The following is a 13,364-nucleotide window of genomic DNA, read 5'->3' as shown; positions in this document are numbered from 1 at the left end:
ACTTGAAAAAACCAGCTTATGAAAGCAGCACTAGAGCAATATGCCATATGCGCCCGGCACATTACCGGAGGCGTGAAGAAAAATGAAAATATTTTGAACCGGTTCGGGTATAGCAGCTTAACTACAAACGGTGGAGTAACAAGTCCGGATCCTCCTATTAGGACAGGAAAGGAAGAAGAGGAGGCAAATAACTAAATCTTATCCTGCTGCCGAACGGCTCACGCAGTGAAACTGCGCAGGTTCAGGGCCCGAAGTAAAGCTTCGCGGAAGTGAGAGCCAAAACAAACCAGAAAAAAACAACTTAGCTATCTGTGTGACTATGAAAAAGAACCTACGCTATGTGCTAGTGGCCCTGCTGGGGCTATGTACCATGGCCTGTAACCAGGCCGAAGAAATGGAAGCGGAATATGCACATGCCTACTTTGAGGCAGGCAAAGAGGCCCTTGCAGTCAAGAATGTATCTTCTGCAATTACTAATCTAGAAGTAGCCAACAAGTTTAGCGGGCAAGGCAAGTTTAAAGAAGATGTACAATTCAATCTGGCCTACGCCTATTTTTATGCAGGATCATATAAAAAAGCTTTAATCTATCTAGATTCTGTTCCTGATTCTTATGATGTTTTTTGGTTAAAAGCCTTATGCTACAAATACAGCAATGATCAAGAAAAAGCAATTCGTAGCCTTGAGCAGGCTATTAAGCTATCAAATAATAGTAAACAAATTTTAGATTTAAAAAACTGGATAGGGCTTTGCTATTTAGAGTTAGAAAAATATTCGCATGCAGAAAGAGCATTTAAAGAAATCCTTAATGAAGGTGAAGCACAAGAGACTCGATTTTGGGCGTTGGTCAATTTAGGGTACTTGTATTTACAAACCCGAGAATACTCTTATGCTATTAATACTCTCACCCTTGCCAAAGAAATGAAAAGCACTCCTTTAGTAGGAGTAAATCTAGCAGAAGCTTATTTTAAAAATGGTCAAATTGCCAAAGCCCGGTTTCTTACAAATGAGGTTTTAGCCCATCCTGATTTGACATTATGGGTCAGTGACATGGCCCAGGTACTTAAACTTGAACTACAGGGAGCAGATGGTAGCTACTTCAGAGCAAAATTAGATGTTCCTAATAAGAACGCCGAGATAACACCTGTAAATGCCGAAAACAGTGTTAGGGTGGCGGAAGTAGAGGTAAGTTCGATACGCGAGCGCTATGCAGCGGAGCGGGAGCAGCGCTACCTGATAGCCCTGGCGGCCCTGCTGCTGGTAGTGGCTATGGCTACGGGCCTATACCTGTACCGCTGGTGGAAGTATGGCAAGGCACTGAATGAGTTTAGGCTGGATGTGCAGGAGCATATACTGGACCTGGAGGCCGAGGGGCTGCTGGATGAGGAAGAGGCTAATGAGAGAATGCGTGAATAATTGAATTACAGAGTAATAGAGTTACAGAATAATTGAATAAGGTGCTGGCCGGAGGGTTAGTGCCTTTTTTAATGAGTGAATTTTGAGTGAGAGAATGGGTGAAGTAATAGAATGATTGAGTAATAGAGTTATTGAGTGTTGAGTTTTTAGTTGATCCCTCATGAAATACGTTGACAGAAAATGTGTGGATAACTTTCATTAAATTTAGAATAAGATGAGATCAAGAGTATTTAGTGAAAGCTTCAAAAGAGATAAAGTACGGATGTACGAGACGGGTAAAATGAGCGTATCTCAACTGTCGAAGACCTACCAAGTTAGCGAAACATCTATTTATAAGTGGATTGATCGTTTTCGGTCTACTCCGGCAAGTGAACGGATTGTAGTAGAGACCGAGAGTGACTATTTGCAGGTTGTGGAGCTTCAGGAGCGGATGGTAAAGATGGAACGTCTTATAGGAAATCAGCAGATGATGATTGACTATCAGCAGTCCGTAATCGCTGCAGCAAAGCAGCATTATGGAGAGGATATTGAAAAAAAGTTTGGTTGAGTGTGGTCGGTCACCTAGCAAGTTTGGAAAGGGCGTATAGCATGGAAAGCTTCCACGCTTTGATGGGAGGCAGCCGTCAAGGGGTACATGCAGCAAAAGTGCGGTTCCTTCAAAAGTCCCGGCGAGAAGCTCAGGTGTTAGAATTGGTCAGGAACTGGCGTATGCATCACCCAGGTATGGGAAGTAGAACGATGTATTATTCCCTCAAAGCCGCTGGAATGGATCTCCCTATAGGAGTCTCTGCTTTCGAACAGTTATTGAGCAGAAACGGTCTAACGATTGGAAGGTCTAAGCGGTTTATTCCTAAAACCAGTGATGGTAAAGGGGCTAAGAAATTCCCTAACCTTACTAATAACTTGGTGCTTGACAATGTTGGCCAGCTCATTGTCGGGGATATTACCTTCTTTTGGCTGGTAGACAGGTGGAGCTACCTTTTTATCTTGAAAGAGGTTTACTCACAGCGACTTTTGAGCTTATACCCAAGTGATAATATGAAAAAAGAGACCGCACTTAGAGCGCTGGAGCAAGCAGTAGCTCTTAATAGGCATATCAATTGGGAAGGATGCATCCATCACTCAGATAACGGCTCACAGTACGACTCAGCCCTTTATCTATCTGCCTTATCAAAGCTGAAGATGAAGGTCAGTCGAGCCAAAAGCTGTAGGGAAAACGGCTCTGGCGAACAGATTAACCATATCATCAAAAATATGTATCTAAAAGCCATGCAGCCTCAAAACATCAATCAATTAAAGAGCTATTGCAAAAGGGTCGTTCACCTGATGAATAATGAACGAGCTGTTGAGCAACTAGGCTATATGACCGTAATCCAATTTGAAGAAAAGCTCAGTAAAATGGCTCCTGAGATAAGAATTAAAAAGACGCTGCATAATTTTGAAAACAGCACATAGGTTTTATTAGGCATGAAGGCCTTTAGAATATGAATTAACCAGGAACAGATCCTGCTCCTGGTTCACTACACATTCCGGCAGCCAGCTACCTTATTCCTGAAGAGTTGCTCCTCAGCAGAGCTCTTTTCCGCTTAGGTAACCAAAACAATGATAAAGTATTTTTACATGTTTAACCTGAAAAGTTATCCACAACAAGTTTGGTAGTTTGGTCGAAGCTGTCAACCATATTTATGAGGCTTCAAGTTATGAGTTGTGAGTCGTGGTGTGTACTGTAGAGGCGCGATTAACGAGTAACAGAATTATTGAATGATAGAGTAATAGAATTGTGAGTTTTGAGTGGTGAGTTGGATAGGGAGACGGGGTGCTTGCCGGAGGGTTAGTGCCTTTTTTAATGAGTGAATTTTGAATGAGAGAATGAGTGAAGTAATAGAATGATTGAGTAATAGAGTTATTGAGTGTTGAGTGGTTAGTTTTTAGTTATGAGTTGTGGCGTATAGCAGAGGGTTGGGAATTGAAATATTAGCATTATGAATAATAGCGGAAAAGGCTGGCAGTGGCAGAAGGTGGCTGGGGTGGGTTGTCCTGTTATTGGAAAAAAATGAGTAAATTTACCTCAGAACCAATAAGCTATGATAAAGAAGACCAGCCTGTACCTCCTTATCTGCCTGGCAGGCAGTATGCTAAGCAGTTGTTTCCTGTTCGGAGGCAATGACGATGACCCGAAGCCCGAGCCTATCCCCCCCATAGAGCAACTGCCCCCCCTCACCACCGAAGGCAAAGGCACCTTTGGCTGCCTCGTAAACGGAGAGCCTTTTGTGAGTTATTATCCGGATGCTCTGGCGGATTATAGTACCAATGATTTGATTGAAGTATCTGCCGATTTTCGAAATATTCAAGCAAGTATTGGTATAGGTATCCGTCCATACGAAAGGGAAGAAATGAAATTTGATACCTCACGCGCTACCATGCAATTCAATATAAGAAATGATAGTATGGTCTGTGACTACCGGGCCTGGGATAATATCGAAGGGTGGATAGAAGTTATTGAATTTGACCCTTTCGATGAATTTATTTCAGGTACATTCGAATACAGTGCCGTCAATGAAGAATGTGATACGGTCAGGGTAACCGATGGCCGGTTTGATCTGCCTCTGGTCTGGTAATTCTGCATGGAATTACCCTTTTCAACATCTTTTGCAAAATCCCTATACCCAGACGTGAGAAATACTTATGCTACATAAGTACGTCTAAGCCTGCATTTCTTTAATTTTTATAAATACTATTCCTATGAAAAACGTAACGCGTAGCCTGCTGGCTATGGTGGCCGGACTGTGCTTTAGCCTCAGCGCCCTGGCCCAGGCAGAAGATGACGTGCATGACCGCATGCGCCACATCTTTGCGCAGGTAGACCCGGCCTATGTGCCCAGCAACCTGCTCTATGACTATGGCTATAACCTCGCCGATGTCGCCCCTTACCAGGGCCAGCCCGGCACTACCGCCGCCACCGACTACCTCGGCTGGCAGGCGCTCTATGCCTCGCTGTACAGCATGCAGTTCAGCACCTACACCCTGCAAGAGCCCGCTGTGGTGCACCAGCGCATCATGCAGAGTGCGGTAGCCGTGACTGAAACCCTGGGCGATAACGGCGTGAGCAGCCCGGTCACCATGCCCGTGATGGACTATGCCTACCAGCGCTTCCGCACCGATGCCCTGCCGGGAGGCTATGTGGAGATTGTCAATGAGCAGGTAGTGCATAAGCAGGGCAATCCGTTTACCACCGCCCACGCCGTGGCCATGGTGCCCCGCCGCAACCAACTCCGCGGCCCCTCCCAGACCTTTGTGTTTGTGGACAGCCTCTACTTTACTAACACCGGCACGCCCCTGCCTGCCCTCAGCGTAGACCTGGGCGACGGCAGCGGCTACCGGACGGTAAGCTGGAACAGCCCCGTGGCTGCCTGGTACGGCACCGACGGCCGCAAGGACATCCGCCTGCGCATGAGCCATGCCGACGGCACCCTGCGCGAGGCCTATACCCAGGTGCAGATAAGCGGGGTACCCGCCCTGGCCAAGAGCGCCCCCGCCACCCGATACGCCGGCAACCCCCGCGATGTGGAGGTCTTCAGCTTCCTGGAGCCCGAGGCCGTCGTCACGCGCGTATACGCCAATAATGACGGCGTGCTGCGCAAGCCCTTCATTGTCGTAGAGGGCTTCGACCCCTGGCACCTGATATACCCCGATGACCCTACGCAGAATTACGATGTAAATGATTTTTTGGAAGACAGAAATAATGGGGGTCTAAATCGAATAATAGATATTGATTATCCTAATCAGCGCCTCTCCGACTTTCTCGAGGAGAACGGCTACGACATTGTGTTTGTAGACTGGGTGGACGGCAGCGACATCTACAGCCCCAATATGAACATATTGCTGCAGGTGATACAGGCCGTGAATGACGACAAAGCCGCTGCCGGCAGCACCGAGCCCAACGTGATGCTGGGCCTGAGCATGGGCGGCATACAGGGCGCTAATGCCTTGCTCCTCGCCGAAGAGCAGGACTATGACCACCAGATAAGCCTCTTCATCAATAATGACGTGCCCTACCAGGGCGCCAACGTGCCCGTCGCCTTTCAACTGGGCCTGAAGCACGTGGCCGGCCTTAAGCTCAAGGTAGGGCCGGTATTCGGCCTGCTGGGCAAAAAGCTGCTGGTACGCGAAATGGTGCCCGCCATACAAACGGGCATGGACGTGCTGAACTCCTACGGCGCCAACTCCCTGCTGCGCTACCAGGCCCGTAACGAAGGCAACACCGTGGCGCTGGATGCTGATCCCATTGACCTGAGGGGGCTTGAGTTTACCCGGCAGTATCCCTTTGTAGATCCCGCCCGCACACGCATGGTCGCCCTGGCTAACGGGCATGAGTGCGGCGACCGCCAGGCCTTTGCCGCCGGTACCTCCCTTTTTCAGCTCAGCGGCACCTACAGCCTGCCCTACCTGTGGAACCTGCTCGGCACGGCCCTGACGCCCCTCACCAGCCGCCCGGGGCTGTTTGTACTGGGGCCGGTGACCACCCAAAACGACCTGAAATGGGACATCAAGCTGAATGCCCTGCCCGATGACGGCCCTGCGCGCATATACCGCAATAAGGTATGGATGGAGAAAAAGATCCTCTGGACCATACCCGTGAGCCAGGCGCTAACGGACGTGAACATCGACAGCCAGGCCGGCATGCTGCCGCTGGACAATGCCCCCGGAGGCACCATGGGCATGAGCGCCGTGGATGAGGAAGTACCCGAAGAGGTGCTGGAGCTGCTGCCCGTCACCGAGTTCAGCTTTGTGCCCACCGTCAGCGCCCTGGACGTGCAGGAGCCGGACGGCAGCCTGCCCTCGCAGGAGGCGCTCTACCTGCGCTACAGCGGTACGGCGGCCATGCCCACCGGCCTGCAAACCCCCATGGTGAACTACATTACCGAGAACGTCACCAACCAGCCCCACCTGCTGCTCTCGCAGACAAAAGGCCAGTGGCTGGCTGGTGAGCTGGAAGGCCTGAGCCTGGGCCAGCCCTGCGCGGGCCGCTGCGGCTGGCGGCCGGAGGTAAGCCTGCCCGGCACCGTGTGCAGCGGCGATGAGGTCACCCTGTCCGTCAATAACCCCTTCGGCTTTCCCCTCACCTGGATCGCCGATGAGCGCCTGGAGGTCATCGCCGAAAGCGGCAATACCCTTACCGTACGCACACCCGAAGGCATGACGGGTACAAGCTATGGCATACGGGTAAGCCTGGATGCAGGAGACTGCGGTACCTACCGTACCCCTACGGCTTACCTGAGCGTAGGCGACCTGGACCAGCAGGCCCTGAGCGGCGAGCTGCAGGGCAGTAGCACCCTGTCCCTGGGCTCCGAGACCACCTTTTACGTCTCTGCCGTGAGCAATGTCGAGAGCTACGAGTGGCTGGTGCCCGAAGGCTGGCAGGTACAAAACCTCGGCTGGAAGGCCAATATCACCCCCACCACCACCGGCACCGCCCGGGTGATGGTGAAGCTGCGCAATGGCTGCAACTTCGCTACCGACTACATCGATGTATGCGTCAGTGGCAATGGCTATAGCTGCGGAGGTTTGTCTGAGCCCTGCGGTACGGTCACAGACCCCTGCGAGAGTCCGGACAAGCCCACCGAGCGCAGCGTGCTGCCGGAGTTTTATCCTAACCCCGCAGGGAATGTGATTACCGTACGCTTCCCGCAGGAGGCAGGTCAGCAGCCCGGCCGTAACCTCTACCGCGTGCGGATACGCGATAACCGCATGCAGACCGTACGGCAGCAGCAGGACCACGCTCCCGCCTATACCCTGGACGTGAGCGACCTGCCTGCAGGCCTGTACACCATCGAGCTATGGTGGAAGGGTGGCTCTGTGACCGAGCAGCTTATTATAGACTAACATCAATCAGATAAAAGGAGGTGGCCCCGGGCACAGCCTGCAGGGGGTCGCCTCCTTCTCTTGTCCTACCTATTGGAAAAATACCCGTATATTTATTACGATTAAACTAAACTTGTTATGTACCGATTGACCAGCATATTCTTCATTGTTGCCTTGCTTATACTCCCCGGCTGCTTCCTGTTCGGGGGCAATGACGATGACCCGAAGCCCGCGCCCATCCCCCCCATAGAGCAACTGCCCCCGCTTACCACCGAAGGCAAAGGCACCTTTGGCTGCCTCATAAATGGGGAGGCCTTTGTCAGTTATTATCCTAATACTTTGGCAGATTATTCGACGGATGATTTGATAGATATGGTTGCTGATTTTCGGGACTTGGAAGCTAGTATAAGTGTTGCTATTACCCCTTTTAATAGAGAAGAAGAAATTTACTATTTTCCTTCTTCAGACATGCAATTTAGCATTGGTAGCGGCGAGGATGTCTGCGACTACCGCGCCTGGGACAATATCGAGGGCTGGGTAGAAGTAAGCGATTTCAATCCATTCGATGAGTACGTGTCGGGCACCTTTGAATACACCGCCGTGAACGAGATGTGCGATACGCTGCGGGTAACCGATGGCCGGTTTGACTTGCCCTTAGTATGGTGATGAAGTAATTGATTAATAGAACTGTTGAGTAACAGAGTAAGAGAGTTTTGAGTGGTTAGTTTTTAGTTAGGAGTGGGTAGGTTGAATTACAGGTCGGTGGGGTTGTGGGAGTCTTTGGGCAGGGTGGAGATGTTGCTCTTAATGGCCCTGATCATGCTACGATAGGAAGCAAGCTCGGCTATAAGCTGTTTGTTATCCAATAACAGGCCAAGGGCGTATTCGGTAAGCTCGCTACGAGACATATTATTAAGCTCTTCGCGGTCCTTGTCCATAAGGGTGGCGCTGAGCTTTTTTTGTATCTGGGCCTCGTGGCGCAGATCTGTTTCTCGCAGCTCGCGTACTGTAACGCCAAATAGGTCTGCCATGATACGGAGCTTCTCAGGCGGAACGTCCCGCCTGCCTGTCTCATACATAGCCAGGGTAGAGCGGCTTATGTCGAGGCGGTCGGCCAGGTGCTGCTGCCTGAGCCCGAAGCGCTTGCGCAGGGCTATTATGTTTTGAGTAAGCTGCTGAGTATCCATAGGTGAGTCAAATATACCTTTTCTAGTTAAAAACCACACAAATGGTGGCGACCTTAGCTAGTAATGTCACAAAGATCACTTAATAACCTTTTTAGTGAAAATATTTAGTGACTATTTGTATTTGTCTCAATTATAAGCTACAATTACGCAGAATTGGATAAGGTGTGACAAAAAGAAGCAATTGTCACCCAGCCGGTGTACAACCGGCAGTCTTCATCTATTTGACAAATGATACAGAACAGCGGCGGGTGCCGCTGCTTTTTTACAGCCTACCTACAGCTATGGCCATACAACCTCCAATATATGATATGCTAAGCCGCAAAGGCGATGTGCAGACGATAGCGGCCATAACGGGCTATACGCCGCGCTATGTACGTCGCGTGCTTCGGCAAAAAAGCGAAAACCTAATAGTGTATAACCTGGCCAGGGATCTGGTAAACCTGAAGAAGCAACTGAAGGCTAAGTACCACCATGTGGCCCTAAATAGCGGAGATGCACACCGACCGGATATAGAGGAGCGTACGCTACAGCTTATACTGGAACCTGCACGCGATGGTCTGGCGGCGCTGCAGCGGGACTTTAAAGCACTCACTACAAATGAAGTACATAACCGGATAGGCGAACTGCGTCATGAACTGATGGAAACCGGCGAATGGATGGGCCACCAGCGGCTATTGCTATCGCCACTGGTACGGGAAGTGAGCCTCTGGCATGCGGTATCATATGCACTGCTATTTGGACCTGACCAGGATTGGGTGCCGGAGGTGGGTATACTTGCATCTGATAACATGCCCAAAATCCGGACAGACGTGGTGCTGTTTAAGCTATTGGTAAGGACGGCGGTGGTGGCGGTGGGCTACCTGACTAAGCAGGGGCTGGTGACGATAGACTATAATACAAACCGAAACCTACTCCTGATATCGGGCAGCCCCTGCCCTGCCTCTACCAGTGATCTGGAAAAATATAATGCCCTCCAGCCGGATTGGGGTAGTAGCATATTGGGAGTAGGTAGTGCCACGGCCATGTGCCAGTATGTGGCGCATACGCTGGGTGGAGAGGTAAGATGGCAAAAAATGGACGAGGACACAGTGGAGTTTGTCATTATGTTACCCAAAGAGGAACCTAATAAATAATACGACTATGACTGGTTGAATCAGAGGCCCGCGGGCGCATGCCGCGGGCCTCATCTTATTAAGTATAATGTAAAAAGAGATACAAATGAAGGACAAAATGTTTCTACATATACATTTATTTAAAAATATGGCTTATAAAAGTGACATTTAATTTTTGTTACAAAATATGTTTATAACTTTGAAATGAACCATAACCCGAGACATATGACCCTGATATGCGCTTACGCCACAGAATTGAACGAATTATATACGGGATGGACTGGGAGATGGTGCTGCACATAGTGGTCAGTATCGCTGACTTATTGATAAACCACTTTTCTATATGAAAGAAACCAAAAGGCTAACTGAGCAACTGATGCCTTATGGTGATATACACCATATAGCACGTATAACGGGATATAATGTAAGCTACGTACGAAAGGTGCTTAATGAGACCCGCCAAAACACACTCATACATGAGGTGGCGTGGGATATCATCACAATGCGGAAGAAGCTGGTGGATAAATACCAGGTACTAGGTGATGCCAGGGGGGTGACGGAAAGGCTGGAGCAGGTAAGAAGGGCGGAAAGCACACTGCTGCTGATGGGTACGAGACCGGTACGTAAGCTGATGCACAATGCGCTGAAAAGGCTACAAATACTGCAGGATACAGGCAGTACGGAAGAAACTGACCGCATAATAAAGGAGGTGTCGCTATATGATGCTCATATAATGGAGCTGCTGGAGTGGCTGAATGGACAAAGGCTATATATAGATGCTCTACTGGTGCCGGTAGACCTGAGCTTGATAGTGAGGGAGGGCGCAGCAGCAGCGAGCCTGCAGGCAGATGAGCATACAATAGAGGTAAAAAACAGTATGCTACCGGTGGGTGTGAAGGCGGACTCTTACCTAATAAACCTGCTGGTAAGATCGGTACTGCAGCAGATGCTGCGCATGATAGGCCCTATGGGGCGCATGGTGCTGAGTACGAAAAATAATAAAGAAGGGAGAGGCATAGTGATAACGGGGGGGCCATGTCTGGTCCCTGCAGCCAGTGTGCAGGGGCTCAATAACCCGGCAGGAATGCTCAATAAAAGAGCTCATGCAGATATATTGGAGCAGGTGGCAGTGGCGGGCCACTTTATAATGGGCCAGCAACAGGGTCAGATACTATGGAGTGTGGATGAGGAGAATGTATTAAAAGTGGATATACAATTTAACGATAAACCAGAAAAATGAATCACCAGCAAACGAAATGTAATGAGAAGGCTCTGACGGAAGAGCAAACTGACTGTATGATGCAGGCAGCCAAAGTAATAGAAGAAGTAGGGGCCCGGCAATGCAGCATGGAAGCTGGCTATCACAGGCTAAAGGCAATTTTTGGAAGTGGGAGTTTCTAAATGCACATTCCATGTATACCAGCTATCCATTATTTGCCTTGCCAGGGCCCCATACGCTTTCGGACCATTGTGTTATGAATATGTCAGTAAGAGGCTCGTCTGCCTATGTATTTTATATATAATGGCAGCCGTAGCAGAAAGGTAACCGGAGCCGTCCTTCCGGTGTTTTAGTTTTTTCTTTTTCATAAGTTAAAGGAGGGGGTGGTTCCCCTCCTTTTTTTATGGATGAATGATTGAGTAGTTGAGTTTCAGAATTGATGAGTTACAGAGTTTTTGAAAGCTTTGAGTTGGGGCTTCATATAGAGACTGAATGGATTACTATACTAGCCCTGATCATGCTATGAGAGGAATGGAGTCCGGCTATACCGTTTGTAATCGGGTAACAGGCTGAGGACGTACCGGATAAGCTTGCTACGTGTCATTCGTAAAGTGCTGGGCTGGAAAACCCTACCAGACTTTAAATTCCTTAGACGACCTTCCCGTTTATTACCGTATGCTCTACCAGGTTGGTACCAAAGGAGTAAGGCAGGTAAGCCAGGCTGGATACCGGTTTTGTAATGACGACACTCCCCGCTTTGCCGGGGGTAATGGTGCCATGGGTACTTTCTATTTCCATAGCAGCCGCGGCATTGACTGTAGCGGCATTTAATGCCTCCTGAGGAGTCATGCGCATCTTGACACAGGCCAGAGACATCATAAGCTGCATATTGCCACTGGGGGCGCTACCGGGGTTGTAATCTGAAGCGAGAGCCAGGGTAAGTCCGGCATTGAGCATATCCCGTGCCGGGGGGTATGGGGTATTGATGAAAAAGGCCGCGCCAGGTAGCAGGGTGGCTATGGTATCAGACCCTTTGAGGGCATTGATTTCCTGCTCTCCCATTTCCTCGAGGTGGTCGACACTGAGGGCGCCTGTTTCCACCCCAGTCTGGACGCCTCCGGAGCGGTGTAGCTGGTTCGCATGAATCTTGGGTTTCATGCCCAGTTCCTTCCCTTTTTGCACGACGGCCTTTGTCTCTTCGGGGGTAAAGAAGCCCTTCTCACAAAATACATCTACATAATCTGCCAGCCCTTCTTTTGCGACAGCGGGTAGCATATCATTCAGGATGAGATCGATGTAGCCTTGCCTGTCTTCCTTGTACTCGGCAGGTATCGCATGAGCCCCCAGAAAGGTGCTTTTTACAGGCATATCCAGCGCATCCTTAAGCCGCCTGATGACCTTTAGCATTTTTAGTTCGCTTTCTGTGGTGAGGCCGTAGCCGCTTTTCACTTCTATGGCTACGGTACCCTGGGCGGTTACTTCTTTAACGCGCTGCATGGCAGAGTGGAACAGGTCGTCTTCGCTGGTCTCACGAAGCCTGCCTGCCGAATTGAGGATACCGCCTCCTTTTTTCGCAATTTCTTCATAAGAAAGGCCGCGGATACGGTCTACGAACTCCTGCTCACGGGGTGCGGCAAATACGATATGGGTATGGCTATCGACAAAACCGGGAAAGACCAGCCTGCCGGTAGCATCAATTACTTCGCCTTCGAAGGAAGGGCAGTTACTCATTTCGCCCCAGTCCTCTATTTTCCCCTGCCGGATAAGCAGCCAGGCGTTATCTACGGAAGGCACATCGGCCATCTGTGAGCCGGAGAGCCGGGCGGGCGGCGTCTGACGGTAGGTTTGCAGTAGCTGACTAATATTCTTGATAAGAAGGTCCATGTTGAAATGACATTTTGATGCGACGGATAGGTCAAAAGTATGAAGAGATGACTAAAAAACTTGCGCGTGCGACATTAAATACGATATTTCGCCAGACAGGAAACTATAGCTCATGAAAAAAGCAGATAACGTATACATAGCTCCGAATGCCACGGTAATAGGAGATGTGAAGCTGGAGGAGTCCTCTTCCGTGTGGTTTGGTGCGGTACTAAGAGGGGACAGTGACAGCATTCATATAGGTAAAGGGAGTAACATTCAGGACCTGGCGGTGGTGCATGTAGACCCTGGGGTACCTGTGCATGTAGGCGAAGGGGTAACTGTAGGCCACGCGGCCATTATTCACGGAGCGACTATCGGGGACTTTACGCTGGTGGGTATGCGGGCGACGGTAATGAATAACGCAAAAGTAGGCAAATACTGCATCATAGGGGCGCATGCCTTAGTGACAGAGGGCATGGAGATACCTGACTACTCGGTGGTGATGGGGACACCGGGTAAGGTAGTAAAACAGCTACCGGAAAAGACAACGGAGCGCCTGCACCGAAGTGCTGAGCACTACCAGGAAAGGGGCCGGGAATACCTGGCTGGAAAGTATAAGAATGAGGTCTGAAAACAGCTCTGACCTGAAAACACAAGGGCTGCCCGCTCACGCAGACAGCCCTCTATTTTATTCTACACCCTGAAAT

13 protein-coding genes are annotated in these 13,364 nt (G+C 49.8%); 11 read left to right on the top strand and 2 right to left on the bottom strand.

Features of this window, described 5'->3' with window-relative positions; all coding sequences use genetic code 11:
* The first annotated feature begins 18 nt into the window (after positions 1-18).
* The 7 genes from AB9P05_RS15720 to AB9P05_RS15690 all read left to right on the top strand — a co-directional run bounded on the left by AB9P05_RS15720 (position 19) and on the right by AB9P05_RS15690 (position 7,942).
* Positions 19-195: a hypothetical protein gene (locus tag AB9P05_RS15720; protein WP_371909780.1), complete on the top strand. Its 177-nt coding sequence runs from the start codon at positions 19-21 to the stop codon at positions 193-195.
* Between the two features lie 124 nt (positions 196-319).
* Entirely contained in the window at positions 320-1,414 is a 1,095-nt protein-coding gene (locus tag AB9P05_RS15715) for a tetratricopeptide repeat protein (protein ID WP_371909779.1), read from the top strand.
* A gap of 214 nt (positions 1,415-1,628) precedes the next feature.
* Positions 1,629-1,961, top strand: a complete 333-nt coding sequence (locus AB9P05_RS15710; RefSeq protein WP_371909778.1) for a transposase — start codon at positions 1,629-1,631, stop codon at positions 1,959-1,961.
* A gap of 41 nt (positions 1,962-2,002) precedes the next feature.
* Positions 2,003-2,869 (top strand): transposase, encoded by an 867-nt coding sequence (locus AB9P05_RS15705; RefSeq protein ID WP_371909777.1) that lies wholly within the window; start codon positions 2,003-2,005, stop codon positions 2,867-2,869.
* A 629-nt stretch (positions 2,870-3,498) separates the two neighbouring features.
* A complete protein-coding gene (locus AB9P05_RS15700) occupies positions 3,499-4,032 on the top strand; it encodes a hypothetical protein (protein WP_371909776.1) in 534 nt (177 codons plus the stop codon).
* A 124-nt stretch (positions 4,033-4,156) separates the two neighbouring features.
* Positions 4,157-7,297 (top strand): T9SS type A sorting domain-containing protein, encoded by a 3,141-nt coding sequence (locus tag AB9P05_RS15695; protein WP_371909775.1) that lies wholly within the window; start codon positions 4,157-4,159, stop codon positions 7,295-7,297.
* A gap of 117 nt (positions 7,298-7,414) precedes the next feature.
* Entirely contained in the window at positions 7,415-7,942 is a 528-nt protein-coding gene (locus AB9P05_RS15690; protein WP_371909774.1) for a hypothetical protein, read from the top strand.
* An 86-nt stretch (positions 7,943-8,028) separates the two neighbouring features.
* Here AB9P05_RS15690 and AB9P05_RS15685 read toward each other — a convergent pair whose 3' ends face one another.
* Positions 8,029-8,463, bottom strand: coding sequence for a helix-turn-helix domain-containing protein (locus tag AB9P05_RS15685; RefSeq protein ID WP_371909773.1), 435 nt, complete (start codon positions 8,461-8,463; stop codon positions 8,029-8,031).
* Positions 8,464-8,744: 281 nt separating this feature from the next.
* Between AB9P05_RS15685 and AB9P05_RS15680 the strand changes: the two genes are divergently transcribed.
* The 3 genes from AB9P05_RS15680 (at position 8,745) to AB9P05_RS15670 (ending at position 10,976) form a co-directional block, all read left to right on the top strand.
* On the top strand, positions 8,745-9,596 hold the full coding sequence (locus AB9P05_RS15680; protein ID WP_371909772.1) for a hypothetical protein: 852 nt from the start codon (positions 8,745-8,747) through the stop codon (positions 9,594-9,596).
* Positions 9,597-9,918: 322 nt separating this feature from the next.
* Positions 9,919-10,815: a hypothetical protein gene (locus AB9P05_RS15675; protein WP_371909771.1), complete on the top strand. Its 897-nt coding sequence runs from the start codon at positions 9,919-9,921 to the stop codon at positions 10,813-10,815.
* Entirely contained in the window at positions 10,812-10,976 is a 165-nt protein-coding gene (locus tag AB9P05_RS15670; protein ID WP_371909770.1) for a hypothetical protein, read from the top strand. Before AB9P05_RS15675 ends, AB9P05_RS15670 begins: the two co-directional genes overlap by 4 nt.
* Positions 10,977-11,442: 466 nt before the next feature.
* On the opposite strand, the gene hutI is transcribed toward AB9P05_RS15670, so the two are convergent.
* Complete coding sequence (gene hutI / locus AB9P05_RS15665) at positions 11,443-12,678, bottom strand: imidazolonepropionase (protein WP_371909769.1); 1,236 nt, start codon at positions 12,676-12,678, stop codon at positions 11,443-11,445.
* Positions 12,679-12,790: 112 nt separating this feature from the next.
* Between hutI and AB9P05_RS15660 the strand changes: the two genes are divergently transcribed.
* Positions 12,791-13,288, top strand: a complete 498-nt coding sequence (locus AB9P05_RS15660) for a gamma carbonic anhydrase family protein (RefSeq protein WP_371909768.1) — start codon at positions 12,791-12,793, stop codon at positions 13,286-13,288.
* The last annotated feature ends 76 nt before the right edge of the window (positions 13,289-13,364 follow it).

It is taken from the genome of Roseivirga sp. BDSF3-8 (assembly GCF_041449215.1).
Taxonomy (GTDB): Bacteria; Bacteroidota; Bacteroidia; order Cytophagales; family Cyclobacteriaceae; genus JBGNFV01.
The sequence above is the reverse complement of the archived record's forward strand: the minus strand, read 5'-3'. Positions and strand labels throughout refer to the sequence as shown.